This window comes from Allobosea sp. Leaf344 (genome assembly GCF_001426225.1).
Lineage (GTDB): Bacteria > Pseudomonadota > Alphaproteobacteria > Rhizobiales > Beijerinckiaceae > Allobosea.
Window position 1 is genome coordinate 427,147 of sequence record NZ_LMRT01000001.1, and the last position, 24,104, is coordinate 451,250.

A 24,104-nucleotide genomic window follows, 5' to 3' on the forward strand; every position below is an offset into this window, starting at 1 on the left:
GGACGCTACTGGCTGGCCCAGATCACCCTCGCCATGAATGCGATCTCGCCGAGGTTGAGGATGCGATCGGGATGGTCCGGGTTGAGCGAAGCGAGCTCCACCGTCCGCGCCGTCTGCCGCTTCAGCTGCTTGACCAGGACCTCCCCCTCCAGCGTCTTGACCACGACCCGGTCGCCACGCCGGGTGGCGGCCGAGGGCGACACGACGATGGTATCGCCGTCGCGGTACAGGGGCAGCATGGAATCGCCGGCGATTTCCAGCGCATAGGCCTTGTCGTCGGCGCCGCCGGGGAAGGCCACCTCCTCCCAACCCGACCCGACCGGGAAGCCGCCATCGTCGAAGAAGCCGCCCGAGCCCGCCTGGGCGAAGCCGATCAGCGGAATGGTACGCGCCGGGGCCGGCCCGCTGCGCATCGCGCCCATGAACTCCTCGAGCGTGGCGCCCGTCGCCAGCAGGATCTTCGCGATCGATTCGGTCGAGGGCCAGCGCTCCCGGCCATCGGGGCCGACGCGCTTGGAGCGGTTGAACGTCGTCGCATCGAGCCCGGCCTTGCGCGCCAGCCCGGAGGCTGTGAAGCCATAGCGCTGGGCGAGCGCGTCGATGGCGCTCCAGATCTGGTCATGGGACAGCACGTCGGTCGCCTCGCCTTTGCGATGCCGGGGGCAGATCTAGGATTTATCCCCTATCGACTGAGACTGCAATCCAAATTTCGCCATGATCAGGCCGGTTGCGGCTAAGGTGCGGCACGGGCTATGTCAGCCCCCGATCGGCCATCGAAGAGTGCTGCCATGTCGCTCATCTACAAGATCTGCCCGGAGGCTCTCTGGCGCGAGGCCGAGGCCTCCGGCCGCTTCGCCGGTGCGCCCGTCGACATCGCCGATGGCTATATCCACTTCTCGACCGGATCGCAGGCGCGGGAGACGGCGGCGCGCCATTTCGCCGGGCAGCGCGACCTGCTGCTGATCGCGGTCGAGGCGAGGCGGCTGGGCGAGGCGCTGCGCCAGGAGCCCTCGCGCGGCGGCCAGCTCTTCCCGCATCTCTATGGCGAGCTCGCGCTCGATTGCGTGCGCTGGGTCCAGCCTTTGCCGCAGGCGGCCGATGGCGGCCATGTCTTTCCGGACGACGTCGCATGATCGACAGGATCTTCAACCTCGCCCGGCCCTTGATCCACCGGCTCGATGCGGAGACGGCGCATCGGTTGAGCGTCGCCGCGCTGGCGGCCGCGCCGCGCCTCGCGCCGGCCCCTGACGATCCGGTGCTGGCGACGCAGGCTTTTGGCCTGGCCTTCCCCAATCCGGTCGGTCTGGCCGCCGGGTTCGACAAGAATGCCGAGGCGGTGGACGGGGCGCTGGGGCTGGGCTTCGGCTTCGTCGAGGTCGGCGGGGTGACGCCGCTGCCTCAGCCGGGCAATGCGAGGCCGCGGGTGTTCAGGCTGGTCGAGGACGAGGCGGTGATCAATCGCTACGGCCTCAACAGCGACGGCATGGAGGTGGTGGCGCAGCGGCTGGCGGCGCGCCGGGCGCGGGGCGGCATCGTCGGCGTCAATCTCGGCGCCAACAAGGATTCGCGCGATCGTTCGGCCGATTACGCGACGCTGACGCGCCGGCTGGCCGGGGTGGCGGATTTCCTGACGATCAACGTTTCCTCGCCCAATACGCCCGGGCTACGCGACCTGCAGGCCGAAGCGGCGCTGGACGATCTGGTGGCGCGCGCGCTCGCCGCCCGCGACGAGGCCGCGGCTGCGGGCGGCAAACCCACGCCGATGCTGCTCAAGATCGCGCCGGATCTGAGCCTGCCGGAGCTGGACGGGATGGTGGCCGTCGCCCGTCGCCGCGGCATAGACGGCATGATCGTCGCCAATACCACGGTGGCGCGGCCGGCGAGCCTGCGCAGCGCGTCACGCGCCGAGGCGGGCGGGCTGTCGGGCCGCCCGCTGTTCAAGCCCTCGACGCAGCTGCTGGCTCAGAGCTTCCTGCGCGTCGAGCGGCAATTCCCGCTGATCGGCGTCGGCGGCGTCGATTCCGCGGCGGCCGCCTTCGCCAAGATCAGGGCCGGTGCCGATCTGGTCCAGTTCTATTCGGCCATGGTGTTCCACGGGCCGGGGCTCGCGAAAACCGTCAAGGCCGGGCTCGTGGACGCGGTGCGCCGCGCCGGCGTCGCGAAGCTGGCGGATCTGGTCGGGCGCGATGCCGAGGCGCTGGCCCGCGGCGAAGGCTTCTAGCGGCGCGCGGCGAAGAGCCGGGCCAGCAGCCAGATCGGCACGACGACGAGCGCGCCGCCGATCAGCCATTGGCCGACCTCCTCGAGCGCGCCGAAGCCGAGATTGCCGAGCGAGCGCAGGAAGCGGGCTCCCGCCTCGTAGAGCCCGCGCGGCGACAGGCCGAGAAAGGCCATCGCCGCCCCGACGAGCAGCGAGATGAAGAGCAGGCGGACGAGCACGCCGAGAGGCGAGCCGCCCAGAAAGCGTTCCACCGAACCATTCGCCATGACCAGAATCTCCAGATGCGTGCGCACCCTTATCGCATCCGCGGGGCGAGGAAAATGCGGCGGCCCTGACGCAACCGGAGCGCGGGGCGCGGCCGGTGACGGCGAAGCGCCCCCGGCGCAGTGCGGCAGCGATCCCGCCGTCTAGGCCGTGGCCGATGCGCCGGTGGTCGCCCAGGCCGTGCCGGCGATCTTGGAGGCGGCGATGACCGCCTGGGTGCGGCTGTCGACGTTGAGCTTGGTCAGGATCGCCGAGACATGGGCCTTCACCGTCGCCTCGGAGACGCCGAGCTCATAGGCGATCTGCTTGTTCAGCAGCCCCTCCGACAGCATCATCAGCACGCGCACCTGCTGCGGCGTCAGCGTCGAGAGGCGCCGCACCATGTCGGTGACCTCGGCATCGGCCGGGGTGGTGAGGTCGATGCCGGGCGGCGTCCAGACACCGCCGCCGAGCACGGCGCGGATCGCCTCGCCCATCTGGGCGACGTCGGTGGTCTTCGGCAGGAAGCCGAGCGCGCCGAATTCGATGCAGCGGCGGATCACCGCCGGGTCGTCATTGGCGGAGACGACGATGACCGGCACTTCGGGATGATCGGCGCGCAGGAAGAGCAGGCCCGAAAACCCCTGGACGCCCGGCATGGTGAGGTCCAGCAGGACGAGATCGGCGTCGCTGCCACCGTCCAGAGCCTCGGTCAGCGCCTCGAGCGAGCCGACCTCGCTGACATCCGCGCCCTCCAGCGCCGTCGATACGGCCTGCCGTAGGGCACCGCGGAAGAGCGGGTGGTCGTCGGCGATCACGATCCGTGTCGAAGGCTGCCGGCTCATTGTTTTCGGTCCCCGCTCGCAAGCGCCGCCACTGTGCCTCGAATCGGGCACCGGCCTCAAGGCGCACCTTGGTCAGGGGGCAGGGATACGGCATGCGCTCGCCCAGGTAATTGTTGCAGCGCAATAAAAGCGCGAAGAGTTTTCACGGAGTTCTACGCCTTTAGTTCACATTCTTTCGACAGCGGGCTTGGCTTACCCTGCCATGGGGGCAGCTGAGTCAACGGCCAGACACGCTCGAAGGACCCGGCAACCGCCACGAGGACCAAAAGGCCCGTCAAACCGCGCTGAGGGAGCGAAATCGATGAATCCGACACCTGATGACGAACATTGGAAGAGAACCAGCCGCCTCATGCTGACCATGATGGGGCTGTGGTTCTTCTTCGGCTACGTGATCCACGCCTTCGTCGTTCCGCTGAACGCGATCAAGATCTTCGGCTTTCCGCTCGGCTTCTACATGGCCGCGCAGGGTTCGCTGATCGTCTTCGTGGCGATGCTGTTCTGGTTCGCCAAGGCGCAGGACAGGATCGACCGCGACGCCGGCTTCGCTGAAGACGAATGAGCGGGGGCATCGCATCATGACAACGCAAGTGCAATCGAGCGGCGGTGACTTCACCTCCAATCTCGGCAGGATCTACGGGATCTACACCGGGGGCTTCGCCGCCTTCGTCATCCTCATCGCCATTCTGGAGAAGGTCGGGGTTCCCAACCAGATCCTCGGCTACATGTTCGTCGGCTTCACCATTCTGGTCTACGCCTTCATCGGCATCGTCTCGCGCACCGTCCAGGTGTCGGAGTATTATGTCGCCGGCCGCAAGGTCCCGGCCTTCTACAACGGCATGGCGACGGGCGCGGACTGGATGTCCGGCGCCTCCTTCGTCGGCATGGCCGGCTCGCTCTTCCTGCTGGGCTATGACGGTCTCGCCTTCGTGCTCGGCTGGACCGGCGGCTATGTGCTGGTCGCGGTGCTGGTCGCGCCGTTCCTGCGGAAATTCGGCGCCTATACCGTGCCGGACTTTCTGGCGGCCCGCTATGGCGGCAACACGGCGCGCATGCTCGGCGTCATGGTGCTGCTGGCCTGCTCCTTCACCTATGTGGTGGCGCAGATCTTCGCGACCGGCCTGATCGCCCAGCGCTTCCTCGGCATGGACTTCGTCGTCGCGGTCTATGTCGGCCTGTTCGGCATCCTGGTCTGCTCGATGCTGGGCGGCATGCGCGCCGTGACCTGGACGCAGGTGGCCCAGTACATCGTGCTGATCGTCGCCTATCTGATCCCGGTGATCATCCTCTCCGCCCAGAAATACGGGCTGCCGCTTCCGCAGCTGACCTATGGCGCGGCCATCGCGGAGATCACCGCGTTGGAACAGGGCTTCGTCGCCAAGGGTCTCGCCACCGAGGCGGTGATGACGGCGAAGTCGCATGTGCAGCCCTTCACCTCCTACAGCCCGGCGAATTACTTCGCCCTGATCCTGTGCCTGATGGTCGGCACGGCCTCGCTGCCGCACGTCCTGATGCGCTACTTCACCACCCCCTCGGTGCGTGACGCGCGCATGTCGGTGGCCTGGTCGCTGCTCTTCATCTTCCTGCTCTACTTCACCGCCCCGGCCTATGCGGCGTTCTCCAAGCTCGAGGTCTATTCGACCCTGATCGGCCGGAACATCGCGGATATGCCGGCCTGGGTCTTCACCTATGGCAAGCTCGGGCTGGTGACGATCTGCGGCAAGGCCGCCGACAGCGTCGCCACCATCACCGCCGCCTGCTCGGCACTCGCCGGCCATACCGGCGTGCTGCGCCTGCAGGATTTCGGCATCAACACCGACGTGGTCGTCCTCTCCACGCCGGAAATCGCGGGCCTGCCCTATGTCATCGCCGGCCTCGTCGCCGCCGGTGGCCTCGCGGCCGCGCTCTCGACCGCCGACGGGCTGCTGCTCGCCATCGCCAACGCGCTCTCGCACGACATCTACTACAAGGTGATCGATCCGAAGGCGCCTGCGGCACGCCGCCTCGTCATCTCGCGCATCCTGCTTGTGCTCGTGGCGCTGGCGGCGGCGTGGACGGCCTCGAAACGTCCCGCCGACATCCTGGCCATGGTGTCCTGGGCGTTCTCGCTGGCGGCCGCGGGGCTCTTCCCGGCGCTGGTGCTGGGCATCTGGGACAAGCGCACGAACCGGGCCGGTGCCATCGCCGGCATCATCGCCGGCTTCGGCGTGACCCTGTTCTACCTCGTCGTGACCCGCTACTTCCCGGGCTTCGGCGTGAGCTATGCCGGGATGTCCTCGCTGCTCAACCCGGTCACCAACGCGCCGCTGGTCGATCTCGCCAAGGCGATGGCCGCGCCCAACGCCATGGAAGGCTGGGTGGCCGGCACCCACCCGCTCGCCTCCAAGGTGGGCTGGTTCAACATCAACAACATCTCCTCGGCGATCTTCGGCCTGCCGATCGGGTTCGCGGTGATGTTCATCGTGTCGCGCATGACGACGGCGCCGTCCAAGGAGCTGCAGGACTTCGTCGATTCCTGCCGGCGTCCGCGTGGCGGCACCCTGATGGAAGAGAAGACCGCCTGATCGCGGCCTGATCCGATCCTCGCAGCGAGGGGGCGGGACTTGCGTCCTGCCCCTTCGTCATTCACACCCGGCGGCGCAAGGCCGCACCTCATCCGCCTTCGGAGATTCGCGCGTGGCTCAGGAAGCCGGATTCTGGCTCTACCATATCCCCAACCTCATGATGGCGGCGGCGATCTACACGCTGCTCGGCCGCTACATCCTGTCCCTGCTGTTCCCGCCCGACAGCGACAAGGTCGTCTGGCGCGTGTTCAAGCAGATCACCGACCCGATCCTGCACGGCGTACGCCTGGTGACGCCGGCCATCGTGCCGCCGCCGCTGCTCAACCTGTTCGCGATCATCTGGCTGCTGCTGCTGCGGGTCGCCTTCTATTTCCTCATCCGTTCCCTCGGCCTGTTGCCGATCGTGCCTGGAGTGGCGCCATGAGCGACGAGCGCGAAACCCTGATCCGCCAGGACGGGCTGCTGATCGGCATCGCCGGCGCCTCGCTCCTGTCCGGCATGCATTTCTCGCCCTTCTTCGATCCGGCCTTCGTGATCGTGAAGTTCCTGATCGCGCCGACCTTCTACATCTCCTCGCCGCTCCTGCTGTTCTACTTCACCTCGCTCCTGGTCTCGCTCTCCTGCCTGATCGTCGCCGGCGCGGGCGCCGCGATCTTCGAGAGGGTCACCGGACGCACGCAGAGCGACGCGACCTCGCTCGGGGTCTGGCTCGGGCTGCTGCTGGTGTTGGCCATCCCGGTCTTCGTCGGCATGGCGCGGTAGGGCCGCTCACGAAACGGTGATTTAGCGGCGCTCGCGGCGCCGGGACATTTTGGGCTCGTTGCTGGTTGCAAGGTCCATGTCGAACGATTCCCACCGCCGCCTCCGGCTGCTCGCCGAGATTTCGACAGCCCGCGGCTGCGGATTCGCCGGGCTGGCGACGCTGTGCCTGATGATCGGGCTCTCGGCCAATCTCGCGGCGACGCTGAAGGCCGGGGGCTATAGTGCCCTGCTGGTGATGAGCGTGCTGCTGCTGATGGCGCAGCGCGCGCCGAGCAAGCCCTTCCGCCGCACGGAGGTCTGGCTGATGCTGGACGAGGCGGAGCGCCCGCCCGAGCCGCTGGCGCAGCGCATGCTGGCCGCGGTCCGGCGCGCCGTGTTCCTGCGCTTCGCCTGCTATCACGCCTTTGCGGCGGCGCTGCTTTTGGCCGGCTCCTTCGCCGCCAGCATTCCCGGCCGCGTCTGATCAGCCCGCGCGGCGCGCGGCGCCGAGACGACCGAGACCCCTGAACGCCAGCCAGAGCAACGGCACCAGGCTGCCGAGGCCGAGCGTCGCCACGATCAGCAGCAGCGCCAGCGGGCGCGACGGCTCGAAGCGCCAGATCAGGATGCCCGACACCAGGAAGGCGCAATACAGATCGATCAGCGTGACGACGCCCCAGGGGTCGTTGGTGATCTTCGAGAAGCTCGCGCTGAAAGAGGCCGTCGCGCCGGCCCAGACAATGGCCAGAGCGAGGAGCGCGGCGGCGGCGAGACAGGCCAGGCGGATCGGGGTCATGAAACAATCCTCGACGGAGATCAGGCGCCCGAAGCGGGCAGGAGCTGTTCGAGCGCGGCAATGCGGTCCGCCTCCGCGGGCGGCTTGTCCCAGCGGATGCGGTTGATCCGGGGGAACCGCATCGCGACGCCCGATTTATGGCGGGTGGAGCGCTGCAGCCCCTCGAAGGCCACCTCGAAGACCAGGCCGCTGTCGCGGCTGTGCCGCACCTCCCGGACCGGGCCGAAACGGTTCAGCGTATGCTTGCGGACATAGCGGTCGAGCTCGACCAGCTCCTCGTCCGTGAAGCCGAAATAGGCCTTGCCGACCGGCACCAGCTCCTCCCCGGCCTCCCCTTCGCGCCAGACACCGAAAGTGAAGTCGGAGTAGAAGGAGGAGCGCTTGCCATGCCCGCGCTGGGCGTACATCAGTACGCAATCGACGAGGCGGGCCTCGCGTTTCCATTTCCACCAATAGCCTTTCGGCCGGCCGGGCAGATAGGGCGCGTCGCGGCGCTTGATCATGCAGCCCTCGACCGCCTCGGCATCGGCGCCCGCGCCCGCCGCGGCCGGGTCGGCACGGGCGGCGGCGAGCTCGTCCCAGCTGGCGAAGGGGATGGTCGGCGAGAGGTCGAAACGTCCAGGCCCCAACCTCTCCAGGAAGGCGGTGAGGCGCTGGCGGCGCTCTTCCAGCGGCAGCCCGCGAATATCCTCCTCCCCATCGACCAGCAGGTCGTAGACGCGGATATGGGCGGGATGCTCGGCCAGCATCTTCGCGGTCACCGTCTTGCGGTTGAGGCGCTGCTGCAAGGTGTTGAAGCTCTGCACCGTCTCTTCGCGCATCACCAGCAATTCGCCGTCGAGCGCGCCGTCCTGCGTCAAGGCCTCGACCAGATCGGGGAAGGCCGGGCCGATATCCTCGCCGGTGCGCGAATAGAGCCGGGTGACGCGGCGGCCGTCTGCGTCGCAGCCGCTGACGGCCTGGACGCGGATGCCGTCCCATTTCCATTCCGCGGTGCAGGCGGCGGGATCGAGCTTCTCGAAATCGCCGTCCTCGATCGGGTGCGACAGCATCACCGGCCGGAAGGGCGCGGGGTCGGTCGCCTCGGGACGCGGGCCGCGGCCCTCCAGCCAGGCAAAGAGCGCGACATAGGGCGGCTCCAGCCCATGCCAGACATGCTCGACCTCGTCGGCCGGGACGCCGCCCAGGCTCGCGGCCGCCGTCTTGGCGAGACGGGCGGAGACGCCGATGCGCAGGCTGCCGGTGATCAGCTTCAGCAGCGCCCAGCGGCCGGTCTCGTCGAGCAGGTCGAGCCAGGACGCGACGAGGCGCGGCAATTCGCTGCGGCCGGCATTGTGCAGGCCATGCACCACCTCCGGCAGGGTCAGCGGCGGGCGGTTGTGCCCGGGCGTTGCCGTCTCCCCGGCCGCCTCCGGCGCCTGGCCGTCGCCCCACATCAGCGCCACCGTCTCCGAGAGATCGCCGACATAATCATACGACAGCGCGAACAGGACCGGGTCGGTGCGTTCGGCGATCAGGGAGCGGATCAGCGCCGGCTTCGCGTTGCGGAAGACGAGGCCGCCGGTCATCGCGGCGAGCGCCAGGCCGCGGTCGGGATCCGGCGTGCTGCGCAGATAATCCGCGATCAGCGCCAGCTTGGCGTTGCGGCGCGGCTCATAGGCGAGGCGGTCGAGCAGCCAGGCGAAGCGGTTCATGACACGGCCTCGGCCCGCGCCGGCTCGCCGCCCGGCAGGTCCGGCTCCGCCTCGCCCTCGTCGCCATAGCCGACGAGATGCAGCGGCTTGGCCTTGAGCCCGATCGTGCCGCACCAATGCGCCAGCGCGTCGGCTTCGCCATGGGTGATCCAGATCTCGCCCGCCCCCACCTCCCGGATCGTCGCCTGGAGATCGGCCCAATCGGCATGGTCGGAGATGATCAGCGGCAGTTCGACACCCTTCTGGCGCGCCCTGGCGCGCACCCGCATCCAGCCGGAAGCGAAAGCGGTGACCGGATCGGGAAATTTCCGGGCCCAGAGATCCTGGATGGCGCTGGGCGGGCAGATCACGATCTCGCCGCCCAGTGTCTTGCGTTCGGCCGCGACGACCTTGCGGGTCTCGCCCAGGGAGACGCCTTCCTCGCGATAGAAATCCGTCAGCTTCTCCATGGCGCCGTGCAGATAAAGCGGGCGGTCATAGCCACCCTCCCGGATCAGGGCCATGACGCGCTGCGCCTTGCCCAGGGAATAGGCGCCGACGATATGCGTCCGCTCCGGGAACAGCCTGACCGATTCCAGCAATTTGGCGACTTCGGCATGCGCCGGCGGGTGGCGAAACACGGGCAGCCCGAAAGTCGCCTCGGTGATGAAGACGTCGCAGGGCACCGGCTCGAAACCGGCGCAGGTCGGATCGCGCTCGCGCTTGTAGTCGCCGGAGACGACGATCCGCAGCCCGCGCCACTCCACCACGATCTGGGCCGAGCCGAGGACGTGGCCGGCGGGAACGAAGCGGATCGTGACATCGCCGATGCGCGTCGTCTCGCCCGGCACCGCGACCTGCCGCGATCCGGTGAAGGCCTCGCCATAGCGCAGCGCCATGATCGCCAGCGTCTCCCGCGTCGCCAGGACGGAGCCGTGACCGGCGCGGGCATGGTCGGAATGCCCATGGGTGATCAGCGCCCGCGGCACTGGCCGGACGGGATCGATATGGATGTCGGCCGGCGGGCAGAACAGGCCGGCCGGCGTCGGGATCAGCAATTCGGACGGACGCATCATCTGGCCAGCACCATCCTGCTCAGATAGACCGGCCGGGATGATCGAAAAGCCCGACAGCGCGGAAATCGGCGAGAGCGTTCCCAGCGCCCTGCCGCGGCACGCCGCCGGATCGGGCGACGTCACGCTCGACCGCCGCTATGGCTGGGCGCGGGCCGCCTTCGAGGATGGCGATGCCGCGGCCTGTGTCGAGATCCTCGACCAGACCCTGTCGCTGGCCTATCATTTCACCGCTGCCTGGCATCTCTACGGCCTCGCCCAGGAAAGCCTGGGGCATCATGAGGAGGCCGCAACCGCCTGGCGGCAATGCCTCGAGCTCGATCCCGGCGACCATTTCGGGGCGCGGCTGGATCTGGCGCGGATCGGGGCGCTGGCGGCGGAAGAGGCGACATCGGAAAACTTCTCCGGCGTGCTGTTCGATGGCTATGCGGAGCGTTTCGACAGCCATCTGGTCGAGACGCTGCGATACAACGCGCCGACCCTTCTGAAGGATGCATTGGCACGCGATCGTCAGCAGGCGGGCGGGGAATTGCGCTTCGGCACCGCCTATGATCTCGGCTGCGGGACCGGGCTGATGGGCGCGGCGATCCGCGGCGAAACCGGCTTCCTCGCCGGTTGCGACGTCTCCCCCCGCATGGTCGAGCAGGCCCGGGCCAAGCGCCGGGACGATGGCACGCCGCTCTACGACAAGCTCGCCATAGCCGGGCTCACCGCCTTTCTCGCCAGCCGCCCCGACGCCTCCTGCGATCTCGTCGTCGCGGCCGACGTCTTCGTCTATCTCGGCGATCTGCTGCCGGTCTTCGCCCAGAGCGCCCGGGTGCTGGGCCCCGGCGGCAGGCTCGCCTTCACGGTTCAGGATCACCCAGGTGCCGGCGTCGTCGTCGGGCCGGACCGCCGCTTCGCGCATGGCGAGGCCTATCTGCGCGAGACGCTGCAGGCTGCGGGCCTGATGCCGCGGCTCGTCGCGCCGGCCAGCACGCGGCAGGATCGCGGGCAGCCGGTGCCCGGCCTGCTCATCGTCGCGGCGCGGCCCGATGGCGGGCGGCAGGCCGCGACCTGAGCCCGTCCTCGACGCGCGCCGGCCGACCGGATCCCGAGAGGCCTGCTCCGCAGCGCCATTCCCCTCGGCGCATGGACCGCCTATCTCTGGCGGGATGACCGCCCTTCCCGCTTTGCCCGATGCCTTCTCCGACTGGTTCGCCAGCCGGGGCTGGCAGGCGCGGCCGCATCAGCTCGCACTGCTGGCGGAAGCCCGCGCCGGTCGCTCGACCCTGCTGGTCGCCCCCACCGGGGCGGGCAAGACCCTGGCCGGCTTCCTGCCTTCGCTGGTCGAGCTGACCGAGCGCGCGCCGCTGCGGGTGGCGAAAGGGGAGCGGAGCCTGCATACGCTCTATGTCTCGCCGCTGAAGGCGCTGGCCGTCGACATCGCGCGCAATCTCGATACGCCGATCCGCGAGATGGGGCTGCCGGTCAGCGTCGAAACCCGGACCGGCGACACCTCCGCCGCCAAGCGAACGCGCCAGATCCAGCGCCCACCCGACATCCTGCTCACGACGCCCGAGCAGCTCGCCTTGCTGGTCTCGCATCGCGATGCGGCGAGCTTCTTCGCCGGGCTGCGGCGCATCGTCCTGGACGAGCTGCACGCGCTGGTCACCTCGAAACGCGGCGATCTTCTGGCGCTCGATCTCGCCCGGCTGCGCGTGCTGGCGCCCGGCGTCAGCGCCGTCGGCCTCTCTGCGACCGTGCGCGCGCCGCGGGATCTGCAGCTTTATCTCGGCGGCGCCGAGACGCCGGCCGGGCTGGTAACGGTCGAGGGCGGCGCCAGCCCGCGCATCGGCATTCTCGACACCGATACGCGCCTGCCGATCGCGGGGCACACGACGGCCCATGCGATGCGCGACATCTACAGGGCAATCGCCTCGCACAAGCTCACTCTGGTCTTCGTCAACACGCGGATGCAGGCGGAATTCGCCTTCCAGGCGCTGTGGAGCATCAATGACGAGAACCTCCCGATCGCGCTGCATCACGGCTCGCTCGACGCGACCCAGCGCCGCAAGGTCGAGGCGGCGATGGCGGAGGGCCGGCTGAAGGCGGTGGTCTGCACCGCGACGCTCGATCTCGGCATCGATTGGGGCGATGTCGATCTCGTCGTCAATCTCGGCGCGCCCAAGGGGGCGAGCCGCCTGATGCAGCGCATCGGCCGCTCCAACCACCGCATGGACGAGCCGTCGCAAGCGCTGCTGGTGCCCTCCAACCGCTTCGAGCTGCTGGAATGCCGGGCCGCGCTGGAGGCGGTGCAGGAAGCGGCGCAGGACACGGCTCCGGCCCGCATCGGCGGGCTCGACGTGCTGGCCCAGCATGTGCTCGGCATCGCCTGCTCCGACGGTTTCGATGCCGATTCGCTCTATCGCGAGGTCTGCACCGCCGCCCCCTATGCCGAACTCAGCCGCGCCGATTTCGACGCCGTCCTGCATTTCGTCGCCACCGGCGGCTATGCGCTCGCCTCCTATGAGCGCTTCGCCAAGCTGCGGCAGGACAAGGCCGGGCATTGGCGCGCCAGCCACGCCCGGGTGATCCAGCAATACCGGATGAATGTCGGCACCATCGTCGAATCCTCGATGCTGAAGGTGCGCCTCTCGCGCCAGCGCGCCGCGAGACCCGGCCAGCCCAAGCTGGTGACGCGCGGCGGGCGCGTGCTCGGCGAGGTGGAGGAGTATTTCGCGGAAACGCTGACCCCGGGCGATACCTTCATCTTCGCCGGCGAGGTGCTGCGCTTCGAAGGCATCAGCGAGAACGAGGCGCTGTGCTCGCGCGCGCCGCCGGGCACGGACCCGAAAATCCCCTCCTATGCCGGCGGCAAATTCCCGCTTTCGACCTTCCTGGCGGCGCGGGTCCGCCGGCTCCTGGCCAATCCCGCGGAATGGGCCGCGCTACCGGAGGAGGTCGCGTCCTGGCTGCATGCGCAGCGGCTGAAATCGCGCCTGCCGAAATCCGGCGAGCTCCTGGTCGAGACCTTCCCGCGGGCCGGGCGCTTCTATCTCGTCGCCTATCCCTTCGAGGGGCGGCTCGCCCACCAGACGCTCGGCATGCTGCTGACCCGCCGGCTCGAACGGGCGCGGATGAAGCCGCTCGGCTTCGTCTGCAATGATTACGGCATCGCCGTCTGGACGCTCGCCGATATGAGCGCGGCGATCGCGCGCGGCGCGCTGTCGCTGGGCGATCTCTTCGACCAGGACATGCTGGGCGACGATCTCGAGGCGTGGCTGGCGGAATCGGCGCTGATGAAGCGCACCTTCCGTGCCTGCGCGATCATCGCCGGGCTGATCGAGCGGCGTTTCCCGGGCCAGGAGAAGAGCGGCCGCCAGGTCACCATGTCGACCGATCTGGTCTATGACGTGCTGCGCCGGCACGAGCCGGAGCATGTGCTGCTGAAAGCCGCACGCGCCGATGCCGCGACAGGCTTGCTCGACATCCAGCGACTGGGTCAGATGCTGACACGAATCAGCGGGCACATCGTGCATCAGCCGCTGGAGCGTGTTTCGCCGCTCGGCATCTCGGTGATGCTCGAGATCGGGCGCGAGGCCGTCTATGGCGAGGCGGCGGACGATATTCTGGCGGAGGCGGAAGCGGTGCTGATCGAGGAGGCGATGGCGTGACCCTGGCGGCGGCCGAAACGGGCGCGGCGCAGCGCGTGGTCATGCTCGGCCGGCTGGCGCTGGTGCCGGATCTGTCCGGCGCGCTCTGGCTGCCGGAGGAGCGCACGCTGGTGGTGGCCGATCTGCATCTCGAGAAGGGCTCGGCCTATGCCAGCCGCGGCGTCTTCCTGCCGCCCTATGATTCCGCCGCGACGCTCTCCGCCCTCACCGCCGCCGTGCTGCGGCACAGGCCGCGCCGGGTGATCGCGCTCGGCGACAGCTTCCATGACGAGCCCGGCCAGGCCCGGCTGGCGGAGGGCTGCCGGAACGCCTTGCGCGGCCTGCAGCAGGGCCGCGACTGGCTCTGGATCACCGGCAATCACGACCGCAGCATCCTGCCGCGGCTCGGCGGCGACAGCGCGGCGGCAGCCGAGATCGCAGGCGTCCAGCTGCGCCACGAACCCTCCGCTTCTCCCGAAGCGCCGGAGATCGCCGGGCATCTCCACCCGGTGGCCAAGCTGCGGCTGCGCGGCCGGGCTTTGCGCCGCCGCTGTTTCGCCCTGTCGCCGCTGCGCTGCATCATGCCGGCGATGGGCGCCTATGCCGGCGGGCTGAACCTGCGCGACCGTGCCTTCGCGCCGCTGTTCGGCCAGGGGCTGAGCGCGCATATGCTGGGGGACGGACGGGTTTTTCGCATCGACCCGCGGCTGCTGCTGCCGGATTAGCGAATTCTCGACATTGATGTGACGAGGATCACGCTTGCCGGGTTGCGTCGGCGCGGGGCATGTGGCATCAGGACGCCGCTTCGGAACGACGCCCAGCGCCCGCCCGCCTCACGGCACCGGCTGACGCTTCTCAAGGCCGACGATCCTGCTGCGGTAGCTCAGTGGTAGAGCACTCCATTGGTAATGGAGAGGTCGAGAGTTCAATCCTCTCTCGCAGCACCAGCCCTTCCGGACTTAACCCCTTGAAATCGCAAAAATCGCTTGATTTTGGGCCGTTATGCCCATTTCACTACCGCAAAGCTTACCGAAAAATGGTGCGCAAATGGCCGGTAGTGTGCGACATATCATCGAGCGCGATGGGCGCTTCAGAGCCCGTCTCATCGTGCCTGTCCGGCTACGGCCGATCATCGGCAAGCGTGAACTGTCCGAAGCACTCGGCGGCGATCGACGTGCAGCAGAGCGTCGCGCGCATGCCGTCATCGCAAAATTCCAGAACGAGCTTGCCCGCGCCGAGCGCCAACTTGAGCTTCAGGGCGGTGTTATCCCCAAGCGTCGTTTCAGCGAAGACGAGATCGCCCACGCCCACTACGGCGAGGAACTGGCGATCGATGACGCTGTGCGGAACATCCCCGGCAAGCGGCCGAACCTGTCATTCACTCGCCCCGCCTATGTCGCCGCCCTCAAGCGTGTAGCCGCTGGCTCGACTTCGACAGAGGAAGCCGAGGCCGTGATCGGTTGGGCCGTCACGAAGTTCTCTGAGCGCGAAAGCCGCGAGATCATTACCGACACGCCGGAATGGCAAAAGACCGCTCGCATGCTGGCGCTGGTGCAGCTTGAACTCATCGCGCGCGAGACAGAGCGGGACCAGGGCAACTTCAATGGCACCCCTGACCTGCCGATTCTTAAGAAAGAGCCCGCGCAGCCTGCCCCCGACCCGGTGAGGCTGAAGACACTATTCGACGGCTACTTCCGCGAGCTGCGCGCGCAGAACCGTGGCGCAGAAGCCGAGCGCCGTTGGCGTCCGGTATTCGAGGACCTGCGCGACTTCCTGAAACATGACGACGCCCTGCGGATCACGAAGCAGCGGCTTCAAGATTGGAAGGATGACCTGATCGCGCGTTATGCTGCGAAGACCATCCGCGACTCGTATTTCGGAGCTGTTAAGGCCATCTTCGCATGGGCAGCCGACACCGGCCGCATCCCGTCGAATCCGACGGTCGGGCTCAAGATTAAGGTGCCGAAGCCGATCCTGGCCCGAGAGAAGGGCTACAATGACGAGGAAGCGATTGCCGTCCTTAAGGCCGCTACCAACTACAAGCCAAAGGTGTCGGATAATCCCGCCACGACCGAACAGCCCGCCCTCACGGCTGCGAAGCGCTGGACGCCATGGCTATGCGCTTACACCGGTGCGCGCATCAGCGAGATGACGCAGCTCCGCAAGGAGGACGTGAAGGTCAAGGACGGCATCCACTATCTGCGGATCACGTCCGACGCCGGCAGCGTGAAGACCGGCCAATACCGCGACGTGCCGATCCACCCGCACTTGATCGAGCAAGGCTTCCTCGAATTCGTAAAGGGGTCGGCGGCCGGCCCGCTATTCTATCGCCCCTCGCCTCGCACAACCTCGGCAAGGCCGTGGCGCACGGTTTCCGGCCGCATGAGCGATTGGGTTCGATCTCTTAAGTTAATCGACCCGCGAGTAAGTCCTAACCATGGGTGGCGCGACCGCTTCAAAACCATCGCAATTGAAGTTGGCATGAATCCACGCTCGGCGGACGCTATACAGGGACATGCGGCGAGGACAGCCGGCGAGAACTACGGGGATGTAACTCTTAAAGCGCGTAAGGTAGCGATTGACAAAATACCGGACTACGCTGCTGGGATGGCTTAGCAGATTGATATTGCGTCAATCTTTTTGACCTACTTTTTCGATCTGCTTCTGAACAATCTCGATAACTTGCTGAACCCAGGGCGCTCCTGCCTTCGTCGCCGCCGGCCCGATACCGGTTGCACCGGCGAGAGCGATCGTCAGGTAACTCATGATTACCAGCGTTCCTGCTTGCGCAAGACGTTCTTTGGTTTTGTCTATAGTCTTGTTAACAAGGTCAGCTGAATGTCTCAGTATAACGGAGATCAAATTCTCGATGGTTCTAATCATCGCGAATGCAGCCCGCTTTGATGATTTACCGGGAGAGTTGAGGAACTGCCTGACAAACTCGATTGTTTCAGGGACTTCCGGCTCTGCTACGGCGGGGTTTTTCGCGAGCTCGCTTACAACTGAAATAGCCGCTTCATCGACAGTTGTGACGTCTGATTGATCCAGCGCAGTAAGCGCTGCTTTCTGAGAGAACTGCTCCCATTCAGGAAACTGAGCGACATACAGAGAGACCGCAGAATTATAGGAGCTAAACATGGCGGCCACCGCCTCTGGTAGTTCAGCATCGAATTTTTCCCCCATCATGGAACACGCCATGTTGGTTAAGCCTATCTTGACAACATTCCCCCCCTCGATCAATTGCGACTGCAGCTCTCGGACAGTGTCCAAAAGCCGCTTGTCACAGTTCGAATTAGCCAAATTTTCGATAAGCCTCTGACCGCTGCCCTGAATATATTCTAAAGACGCCGCGATATTATCTCTATCCTCAGCCAATGACTTCGGCGGCTTCGATGAGACAGCGATCTTTCCATTGACGATTTCAAATTGAACCGGTGCGATCTGCTGTTCTGGAACTATCTTCTTGATCTCTTCGAAATCCATCGACGTCTGACCGCCGAGTGGGTTACTGGAAATGAAGCCGAGATATGACCGAAATTTCAACAAGGCATCAGACACGGTGACATCAGCATCATCGTGTATAGATTTAAGAAACGGCGTAAGAGTTTCGCGCTCTCGCGACGGCATAGGCGCCAGCCGGAATTTTCGCTGAAACAATTGCGGCTCGATGAGCGGAGAGTGCAGAAATTTATCCACAAAGTTCTGAATATGACTTACGGCCTCAAGCCATTCCTCGTCTGTTACTTTTTGAGATGCTCTTGTTATTGTAACGAATCTTATTCTGGCCTCCTCTATCATAAACAGAATCTGCACTACATTTTCACGCTCCACCTTACCCAGACGAGCCGCGCGTATTCTGTTATCTAAAATGAATCGGAGAGACGAAAGTAGTGAAATCACGTCTCTGCGTAACTCCGCCTCATTCATGAAAATCATCTCTTATCCCAGCAATAATCTCAAATTGGAAAGAACAGGTAGGGTGATTCGGCACGGTGGTCGAACCTCAGGCTACCAACAAAAGGAAGCGGTTGCCATCGCAGCACCGGCGCGGCAAGCGCGTCGATAATTCCTATTAAATAGGATTATTTTCACAAAAAACTGTTGCAATGCCGTCCCGCATATGAGATTCTCGTGGTCAGTTGATGTCACGAAAGTCGAGTTGTGTTCCGAGAATTTGTCGGCAGCGTAACGAAATCGCTTGGTTTTGGATTGTATCAGAAGACGATCCCCCTCTCTGATACTGCTATTGTAGAGCTATTCAGCACGCTGCCGACTGTCTCCGGTATTTCGCTCGGCGCTCACACCGCCCTCCGCGTCCCCGCAGTTCTTCAGGCTGCGCGCCTGATCGCCGAGACAGTCGGCACGCTCCCCTGCAAGCTCTATCGCGACGCAGGCGACAGCAAGGAAGCTGCAAAGGATCATGCCGGCCATCGGCTCACCCACAACCGCGTCAACGGCTGGACCAGCGCTGGCCATCTCCGCACACTCCTAACGACCGACGCCCTGCTTCACGGCGCCGGCTATGCCCATGTCGTCCGCACCGGCGATGGCCGGCCTGTCGAGATGCACCGCCTTGCACCCGGCAGCGTGCAGCGCCGCTTCGAAGACGACGGCGAACCCTTCTACATCGTCACCGACGCGCAGAACCGGCAGCGCCGGCTCGCCTTCAGCGACGTGCTCTACATTCCCACCTTCGGCGAAGTCTCCCCCGTGCAGCTCGGCAAGGAAGCCATTGGCGTCGCGATGCTCTTGGAGCGCCACGCCGCGCAGTTCTTCGGCTCTGGTGCCCGTCCCGCTGCCGTCCTCTCGAATGAGAAGCCGCAGGGCGGCGAACAGGGCGCCACGACCATCACGAACATCCGCAAGTCGTTCCGCAACTGGCTCGCCGGTGGCAGCAGCGATCCACTCATTCTGGACGCCGGCTGGAAATACGAACAGCCGGCCATGACCTCGACCGATGCCCAGTTCCTTGAGCATCGCCTCGAGCAGGTCCGCGAGATCGCCCGCATCTTCGGCGTCCCGCCTTCCATGCTGTTCGAACTGAGCCGGGCCACTTGGTCCAACGCGGAGCAGATGGCCGCGAGCTTCCTTCAGCTCTGCCTTCGCCCGTGGCTGGACCGTTGGCAGGACGCCTACGCGACCGTGCTGCTCACCGAAGACGAACAGGACATCCTCTATTTCGAGTTCGTCATCGACGACCTTCAGCGCGCCGATGCGGCGGGCCGGGCCGAGATCTTCGGCAAGCTGGTCGCGATGCGCGCCATGACCCCCAACGAAGTCCGCGCCGCGATGAACCTCCCCGCGATCGAGGGCGGCGACGAACTGGCAAATCCCTACACCACGACCGGCCCTGCTGCCGGCGCCAACGACAATCCCAGCACTGACAAGGAAGCCGCGTGAAGCACGTCGCCTACTTCGGTGACGGCGAGCACAGCTTCGCCCTCACCGACACCATGATCCGCGAGCTTGAGCACAAGGCAGGCGTCGGCATCGGCCTGTTCTATCAGCGCGTCGTCGCCATGCAGTTCTTCGTCACCGACCTTGTCGAGACGATCCGGCTTGGCCTCATCGGAGCCGGCACGTCCCCCTCCGATGCTCAGCGTCTTGTCGATACCTACGCGACCGACCGGCCGCTTGCTGAGACTGTGCCGCTCGCACTGGACATTTTGATCGCCCGTTGGGGTGGCGAGACCACCGCCGACGAAGCCCAGGACGACGCCGATGTCTGAGCGGCTAGAGATCAAGGCCAGCATCAGCGTTGACGACGCAGGCACCATCACCGGCACGGCATGGCCGTTCGGCACCCCGGATAGAGTCAATGACGTGATCGAGAAAGGCGCCTTCGGTGCGCCGGCCCGGCTCCCGATGCTTTGGGCACACGATCAAGCCCAGGCGATCGGCGTCTGGGATTCCGTCACCGAAACCGACGCCGGCCTCACCGTGAAGGGCCGGCTGCTCATCGATGACGTGGCGCGTGCCCGCGAGGTTCGCGCCCTTGTCCGCGAGGGCGCCGTTTCCGGCCTCTCGATCGGCTTCGTCAGTCAGAAGGCCACGGCCCGCGCTCGCGGCGGCCGGACCATCAGCAAGCTCGACCTGCACGAAATCTCCATCGTCGCCGTTCCCTGCCATCCCGGCGCGACCATCACCTCAATGAAAGCCGCGATTGATGGCCCGGCTACTGCACAGGAACAGAACGTGAATCAGGAAGAGAAGACCGAAACCAAGGACGCCCCGGCGTTCGACCAGAAGGCGTTCGACGCCCTTCAGGCCCGTCTCGACAAGCTGGAAGCCAAGGGCAACCGCCTGCCTGCTGCGAACGACAACCTTCGCGCCGACAACGACAATCACCAGACCAAGGCCTTCGCCGACTTCGTCCGCTCGGGCGATGCAAGCGAGGTGAAGTCGCTCGGCTACAGTTCGCCCTCGACTGGTGGCATTCTGGCGCCCGAAAAGGTCGCGACCTCGATCCTCGAAAAGGTCGCGGAGTTCTCGCCGGTTCGCTCGCTGGCGCAGACCATCAGCATGGCCGGCCCGCTGCTCCAGCTTCCCCGGCTGGTCGATGAGGTTGCCGTTGGTGAGGTTGCCGAGACGGCGACGCGCCCGTCAAGCGAGCCGTCTTTCGACCAGATCGACCTGAAGGCCTTCGAGATGGCCGTGACCGTGCCGGTGACGCGCATTCTGCTCGAAGACGCTCAGATCGACCTCGCCAGCTATCTCGGCAATCACATCGCCCGTCGCTTCGGCCAGAAGGAAGCGGCTTGGTTCGTCAACGGAAACGGCACGACGCAGGCTGAAGGCGTTCTCACTTCCGGCGACGTTGCCGAAGTCGAAGCCGACATTACCGGCGATGACCTCATCGACCTCTTCTACAGTATCAAGACCGCCTATTCGAGCAACGGCGCGTGGCTGATGAACCGCAAGACCATGGCCGTGGTCCGCAAGCTCAAGGACGCTGATGGCGCCTACATCTGGGAGCGCAGCATCGCGGCTGGCCAGCCGCCGCTGATCCTCGGGCGCCCCGTCTATGAGGCCGTCGATATGCCCGATCCGGCCGCCGGCAATACGGCGATCGTCTTCGGCGACTTCGCGACTGGCTATGCCATCGCTGACCGCGTCGGGTTCGACATCTTCCGCGACGAATACACCGGCGCCGACAACGGCATCATCAAGCTGCGCGCCCGGCGCCGCGTCGGTGGCCGCATCGTCATGGGCGAGGCCCTGACGAAGCTGAAGGTGGCGTAAGCAATGAGCTTCCGGCCCGCGTATGACGAGATCGTTTTGGAGCACGGCAGCAATGTCGTGATCCTGCGCCCGTCATTGCGGGCCGCGAGCACCCTTGAGCGCTCGCATGACAGCTTCGCACTGTTGGCCCGTCGCATTGACGAGTTCCACACCGGCACCCTCCGCGAGATTATCACGACGGCAGCAACCGACCGCAAGGACGCCGCTGCCTTCCTCACTGCTATGTCGCGGGAGCCGCTTCGGCGCTTTGTCGAGATCGCCCAGGCACCGCTGTTCCGGCTCTGTGCGGGCTTCATCCCGGCATCCGATTCCAACGCCACGCCGTCATCGAACGCCAAACCCATGCCGTGGCGTGAGGTTTATCGTGAGCTGTTCCGCACCGCGACCGGCTGGCTTCACTGGACGCCGGAAGCTGCATGGAACTCCACGCCGACCGAGATCAACGAAGCCTTTGCCGGCCACGTCGCCATGCTGAAGGCCCTTCACGGTGGCGAAGACGACGAGCCCGCCGAGCGCCAGCCCAGCCCCGAACAGGCCGCGCGCAACGTCGCCGATGGCCTCGATCCTGAGTTTGACCGAGCTGGCCTGCACGCCCTCAAGGCCCGCCATCAGGGGACGCGGCAATGAGCCGGCCCGCCCGCATCTGCGCCTGCGGCAATCGCGTTCCGCGTGGCATCCCCTGCCGTTGCCAGCGTGAGGCCACTCGGCTGCGTGTTGCGCGTCACGATCGACGGCGCCCGCAGGCCCGTGAGCGCGGCTATGACCATGAATGGCGCAAGGCCCGTATCGAATATCTCGCGACGCGTCCGAACTGCGCCATGCCCGGTTGCGATGCCACGGCCACGACCGTCGATCATATCATCCCGCATCGCGGCGATCGCGCCCTATTCTGGAACTGCGCGAATTGGCAGCCGCTCTGCACCCATTGCCACAATAGCGCGAAGCAGCGCCTTGAGCGGAGCCCTAGCCGGTGAGCCAAGCCTTAGCCTTCGATAACTGCCATCTTGCGAAACAATTCGGCATTGAACTGCATGGCATCGAAACTCGAATGCGCCCGCCTATGGCAGTTCGGGCAAAGCGCAATCACAAACCTGGGGTCATCGGGCCCGCCGTCACTAAGACGACGGATATGATGTGGCTCAAGATACGGCTGCCCATTCGCCCGGACGAAGGGAGCCGCATTCGCGCATGCCTCGCAGATGCCGACCGACCGCGCGACAACGTAGTCACGGACGTCGCGACTGCGCTCAAATATCGTGCGGGTCGATTGGCTTCGCGTCGGCTCAGATTTCGCCGCCGCCAGCGCACGGGCCCGAAGTTCTTCCAACGGCAAGACAACAGGCTCGCTAGCTTCAGTTGCCTCAATCACCGCCTCGATGGGTCGCAGCTCAAAAACGATCGCTTCGCGCATCTGCTTAAGACTATCGGGCGCGATCTCGATACGATGCCCCTCGCACACAAATTGTCCCTCAAACTGGTGGCCATCACGCACCTTTTTGAAGACCAACAGGTCATTGCCGTCGATCAAGTGGTCGCGGATCGCCTTATTCCCGCGTTCAAATTTCATCGGACCAGCCTGGCCCTGGCCAAAATATTCGAACACGCCGTCAGGACGCGTCCTGTCCGCATAACCATGCGTCATACCGATCTCGGATGTGATCGCGACAATCAGCGGATACCGGCCGAACGTGATGATGCCGGCTTGCTCGCTGCCTCCAAAGCGACCGTGGATATCCTTCTTGCGGTTGTAAATGCGGCCTCGCTGGTAGTCCCAGGTCATCGAATCCTCCTCAGCCCCCGCGGCATGTTCGCCACGACCGCACAAGCTGTCGAGCTAATCCCCAGGGGGGTGGTCTCCAATTTCGACGTGGTTGCGGGGACCGGCGCGGGGAGCACCGCGCAAGAGACGACCGAAATAACTTTTTCTGAGAAGGCTAATTCCTCATGAGGAGCGTCACGCTTTCGCTCGCGAAGGCGCATCTGAATATCGACCATTCCACCGATGACGAGCTTCTTCAGCTCTATATCGACGCCGCTGAAGCCTATCTCGGCAACTACATCGGCAAGGCCCTTGCCGATCTCGGCACCGTCCCGGCTGACCTCAAGCTCGCGGCGCTGCGGCTTGTCGCCTTCTATTACGAGCACCGCGAGGCCGTTTCATTCGGCGATGCGATGCGTTTGGCGCCCTATGGCGTGCTCAGCATCGCCAATTCCTACCGCGATCGGTGGTTCGGGGAGGATGCCGCGTGATTGACAACGGCCTCGATCGCATGAATCGCCGCTTCGCTGCCGTGCTGGCGAATGTCCGCGAGGTGGTGCAGCCGGCCCTTGTGAAGGGCGCGGAAGAGATCGCCGCGACGCAGCGCCAGCTTGCGCCCGAAGATACCGGCGCACTGAAGGATTCCATCACCGTCACCCCGCCCGGCCAGACGACGCCGGCCTATTCCCAGCCGGGCGGGAGCCGCACGGCGAAGGACGGCGAGGCGCTGGTCACGGCCGGCAATGTCGCCGTCCGGTATCCGCACCTTGTCGAATACGGCACCTCTGATGCGCCCGCGCAGCCGTTCTTCTGGCCGGGCTTCCGGCTGAAGCGGAAGCGGGCGCAGGACCGGATCAAGCGCGCCATCAGTAAGGCCGTCCGCACCGGATGGGACGCGCCGTGATCGACCCCAGCCTTGCCCTTCAGACCGCCTTGCGGGCGCACCTCATCGCCGACCCGGCCGTCACTCCGCTTGTCGATCCCGCGAGCATCCGCGACGGCGCCATGCGTCCCGATGAGCTGCCGGCGATCCTGTTCGGCGCCGGCTCGATCATGATGCACGGCAGGGCCTCCGGTGGGCAGTTCGTCGCGACGGTGTTCCTAGACCTGCATGTGTGGGCAATCGAAGACGGCCTCGACCGGGCCAAGCACATCGGCGCCGCTGTAGCGCGTCGCCTGATGGATTGGCCGACTGGCGACGGCTTCGCCCTGGACGATTTCAAGCACAGCCGCACGGTTTGGCCGCGCGATCCCGATCCGAAGTTCGGGCACGGCGTCTTGTCGATCGAAGCCGTTGTCCGGTGGAGCATCTGAC

General features: G+C 65.7%; 27 protein-coding genes and 1 tRNA gene. 20 read left to right on the forward strand and 8 right to left on the reverse strand.

Annotation, left to right across the window (positions count from 1 at the left end; translation table 11 throughout):
• Positions 1-5: 5 nt before the first annotated feature.
• A complete protein-coding gene (locus tag ASG72_RS01940) occupies positions 6-632 on the reverse strand; it encodes a helix-turn-helix transcriptional regulator (RefSeq protein WP_056708179.1) in 627 nt (208 codons plus the stop codon).
• Between the two features lie 156 nt (positions 633-788).
• Here ASG72_RS01940 and ASG72_RS01945 point away from each other — a divergent pair, with 156 nt between their 5' ends.
• Together ASG72_RS01945 and ASG72_RS01950 are read left to right on the forward strand one after the other, a co-directional pair.
• The gene (locus ASG72_RS01945; RefSeq protein WP_056708180.1) at positions 789-1,133 is read left to right on the forward strand and encodes a DUF952 domain-containing protein; all 345 of its coding nucleotides are present in this window, start codon (positions 789-791) and stop codon (positions 1,131-1,133) included.
• A complete protein-coding gene (locus ASG72_RS01950; RefSeq protein ID WP_056708183.1) occupies positions 1,130-2,221 on the forward strand; it encodes a quinone-dependent dihydroorotate dehydrogenase in 1,092 nt (363 codons plus the stop codon). Before ASG72_RS01945 ends, ASG72_RS01950 begins: the two co-directional genes overlap by 4 nt.
• On the opposite strand, the gene ASG72_RS01955 is transcribed toward ASG72_RS01950, so the two are convergent.
• Positions 2,218-2,514, reverse strand: coding sequence for a DUF6460 domain-containing protein (locus tag ASG72_RS01955; protein WP_244488661.1), 297 nt, complete (start codon positions 2,512-2,514; stop codon positions 2,218-2,220). The two genes, ASG72_RS01950 and ASG72_RS01955, sit on opposite strands and share 4 nt — an antisense overlap.
• 114 nt (positions 2,515-2,628) lie before the next feature.
• Entirely contained in the window at positions 2,629-3,309 is a 681-nt protein-coding gene (locus tag ASG72_RS01960; RefSeq protein WP_056708186.1) for a response regulator transcription factor, read from the reverse strand.
• A 301-nt stretch (positions 3,310-3,610) separates the two neighbouring features.
• On the opposite strand from ASG72_RS01960, the gene ASG72_RS01965 reads away from it, so the two are divergent.
• The 5 genes from ASG72_RS01965 to ASG72_RS01985 all read left to right on the forward strand — a co-directional run bounded on the left by ASG72_RS01965 (position 3,611) and on the right by ASG72_RS01985 (position 7,095).
• Entirely contained in the window at positions 3,611-3,868 is a 258-nt protein-coding gene (locus tag ASG72_RS01965; RefSeq protein ID WP_082540003.1) for a DUF4212 domain-containing protein, read from the forward strand.
• Positions 3,869-3,884: 16 nt separating this feature from the next.
• A complete protein-coding gene (locus tag ASG72_RS01970) occupies positions 3,885-5,870 on the forward strand; it encodes a sodium:solute symporter family protein (RefSeq protein WP_056708191.1) in 1,986 nt (661 codons plus the stop codon).
• 112 nt (positions 5,871-5,982) lie between these two features.
• Entirely contained in the window at positions 5,983-6,294 is a 312-nt protein-coding gene (locus tag ASG72_RS01975) for a hypothetical protein (RefSeq protein ID WP_056708192.1), read from the forward strand.
• Positions 6,291-6,632, forward strand: coding sequence for a hypothetical protein (locus ASG72_RS01980; RefSeq protein ID WP_056708193.1), 342 nt, complete (start codon positions 6,291-6,293; stop codon positions 6,630-6,632). Before ASG72_RS01975 ends, ASG72_RS01980 begins: the two co-directional genes overlap by 4 nt.
• A 76-nt stretch (positions 6,633-6,708) precedes the next feature.
• The gene (locus tag ASG72_RS01985) at positions 6,709-7,095 is read left to right on the forward strand and encodes a hypothetical protein (RefSeq protein ID WP_056708209.1); all 387 of its coding nucleotides are present in this window, start codon (positions 6,709-6,711) and stop codon (positions 7,093-7,095) included.
• Here the strand turns inward: ASG72_RS01985 and ASG72_RS01990 are convergent, their stop codons facing one another.
• From ASG72_RS01990 to ASG72_RS02000, 3 genes are read right to left on the reverse strand one after another with little or no spacing between them, the layout of a single operon-like run.
• The gene (locus ASG72_RS01990) at positions 7,096-7,407 is read right to left on the reverse strand and encodes a hypothetical protein (RefSeq protein ID WP_056708212.1); all 312 of its coding nucleotides are present in this window, start codon (positions 7,405-7,407) and stop codon (positions 7,096-7,098) included.
• A gap of 20 nt (positions 7,408-7,427) precedes the next feature.
• Positions 7,428-9,101, reverse strand: a complete 1,674-nt coding sequence (locus ASG72_RS01995; RefSeq protein ID WP_056708216.1) for a cisplatin damage response ATP-dependent DNA ligase — start codon at positions 9,099-9,101, stop codon at positions 7,428-7,430.
• Positions 9,098-10,156: a ligase-associated DNA damage response exonuclease gene (locus tag ASG72_RS02000; RefSeq protein ID WP_056708219.1), complete on the reverse strand. Its 1,059-nt coding sequence runs from the start codon at positions 10,154-10,156 to the stop codon at positions 9,098-9,100. Before ASG72_RS02000 ends, ASG72_RS01995 begins: the two co-directional genes overlap by 4 nt.
• A gap of 37 nt (positions 10,157-10,193) precedes the next feature.
• Here ASG72_RS02000 and ASG72_RS02005 point away from each other — a divergent pair, with 37 nt between their 5' ends.
• The 5 genes from ASG72_RS02005 (at position 10,194) to ASG72_RS02030 (ending at position 16,404) form a co-directional block, all read left to right on the forward strand.
• Positions 10,194-11,213, forward strand: coding sequence for a methyltransferase (locus ASG72_RS02005; protein ID WP_056708222.1), 1,020 nt, complete (start codon positions 10,194-10,196; stop codon positions 11,211-11,213).
• A 94-nt stretch (positions 11,214-11,307) separates the two neighbouring features.
• Positions 11,308-13,809 (forward strand): ligase-associated DNA damage response DEXH box helicase, encoded by a 2,502-nt coding sequence (locus ASG72_RS02010; RefSeq protein WP_056708225.1) that lies wholly within the window; start codon positions 11,308-11,310, stop codon positions 13,807-13,809.
• The gene (pdeM, locus tag ASG72_RS02015) at positions 13,806-14,513 is read left to right on the forward strand and encodes a ligase-associated DNA damage response endonuclease PdeM (protein ID WP_244488662.1); all 708 of its coding nucleotides are present in this window, start codon (positions 13,806-13,808) and stop codon (positions 14,511-14,513) included. Before ASG72_RS02010 ends, pdeM begins: the two co-directional genes overlap by 4 nt.
• Positions 14,514-14,660: 147 nt before the next feature.
• Positions 14,661-14,735 (forward strand) — tRNA-Thr (locus ASG72_RS02020).
• A 112-nt stretch (positions 14,736-14,847) separates the two neighbouring features.
• Positions 14,848-16,404 carry a DUF6538 domain-containing protein gene (locus ASG72_RS02030; RefSeq protein ID WP_162246175.1) on the forward strand — a complete coding sequence of 519 codons (1,557 nt, stop codon included), beginning with the start codon at positions 14,848-14,850 and terminating at the stop codon, positions 16,402-16,404.
• Positions 16,405-16,419: 15 nt separating this feature from the next.
• Here ASG72_RS02030 and ASG72_RS20515 read toward each other — a convergent pair whose 3' ends face one another.
• A complete protein-coding gene (locus tag ASG72_RS20515) occupies positions 16,420-17,715 on the reverse strand; it encodes a hypothetical protein (protein ID WP_156395748.1) in 1,296 nt (431 codons plus the stop codon).
• Between the two features lie 282 nt (positions 17,716-17,997).
• Between ASG72_RS20515 and ASG72_RS02035 the strand changes: the two genes are divergently transcribed.
• The 5 genes from ASG72_RS02035 to ASG72_RS21445 all read left to right on the forward strand — a co-directional run bounded on the left by ASG72_RS02035 (position 17,998) and on the right by ASG72_RS21445 (position 22,004).
• Positions 17,998-19,188 carry a phage portal protein gene (locus ASG72_RS02035; protein WP_244488663.1) on the forward strand — a complete coding sequence of 397 codons (1,191 nt, stop codon included), beginning with the start codon at positions 17,998-18,000 and terminating at the stop codon, positions 19,186-19,188.
• Positions 19,185-19,517 carry a gene transfer agent family protein gene (locus tag ASG72_RS02040; RefSeq protein WP_056708237.1) on the forward strand — a complete coding sequence of 111 codons (333 nt, stop codon included), beginning with the start codon at positions 19,185-19,187 and terminating at the stop codon, positions 19,515-19,517. The genes ASG72_RS02035 and ASG72_RS02040 overlap by 4 nt, the downstream gene beginning before the upstream one ends.
• Positions 19,510-21,030 carry a phage major capsid protein gene (locus ASG72_RS02045; RefSeq protein ID WP_056708239.1) on the forward strand — a complete coding sequence of 507 codons (1,521 nt, stop codon included), beginning with the start codon at positions 19,510-19,512 and terminating at the stop codon, positions 21,028-21,030. Before ASG72_RS02040 ends, ASG72_RS02045 begins: the two co-directional genes overlap by 8 nt.
• Positions 21,031-21,033: 3 nt before the next feature.
• A complete protein-coding gene (locus tag ASG72_RS02050) occupies positions 21,034-21,657 on the forward strand; it encodes a hypothetical protein (protein ID WP_056708242.1) in 624 nt (207 codons plus the stop codon).
• A gap of 191 nt (positions 21,658-21,848) precedes the next feature.
• Complete coding sequence (locus ASG72_RS21445) at positions 21,849-22,004, forward strand: HNH endonuclease (protein WP_348271565.1); 156 nt, start codon at positions 21,849-21,851, stop codon at positions 22,002-22,004.
• 8 nt (positions 22,005-22,012) lie between these two features.
• Here the strand turns inward: ASG72_RS21445 and ASG72_RS02055 are convergent, their stop codons facing one another.
• Positions 22,013-22,810, reverse strand: coding sequence for an HNH endonuclease signature motif containing protein (locus ASG72_RS02055; protein WP_056708246.1), 798 nt, complete (start codon positions 22,808-22,810; stop codon positions 22,013-22,015).
• A 164-nt stretch (positions 22,811-22,974) separates the two neighbouring features.
• On the opposite strand from ASG72_RS02055, the gene ASG72_RS02060 reads away from it, so the two are divergent.
• Genes ASG72_RS02060 through ASG72_RS02070 form a run of 3 tightly spaced genes read left to right on the forward strand, consistent with a single transcriptional unit; the run spans position 22,975 to position 24,103 of the window.
• Positions 22,975-23,280: a head-tail connector protein gene (locus tag ASG72_RS02060; RefSeq protein ID WP_056708249.1), complete on the forward strand. Its 306-nt coding sequence runs from the start codon at positions 22,975-22,977 to the stop codon at positions 23,278-23,280.
• Positions 23,280-23,693, forward strand: coding sequence for an HK97-gp10 family putative phage morphogenesis protein (locus tag ASG72_RS02065; RefSeq protein ID WP_244488705.1), 414 nt, complete (start codon positions 23,280-23,282; stop codon positions 23,691-23,693). The genes ASG72_RS02060 and ASG72_RS02065 overlap by 1 nt, the downstream gene beginning before the upstream one ends.
• Positions 23,690-24,103: a DUF3168 domain-containing protein gene (locus ASG72_RS02070; protein WP_162246176.1), complete on the forward strand. Its 414-nt coding sequence runs from the start codon at positions 23,690-23,692 to the stop codon at positions 24,101-24,103. The genes ASG72_RS02065 and ASG72_RS02070 overlap by 4 nt, the downstream gene beginning before the upstream one ends.
• The last annotated feature ends 1 nt before the right edge of the window (position 24,104 follow it).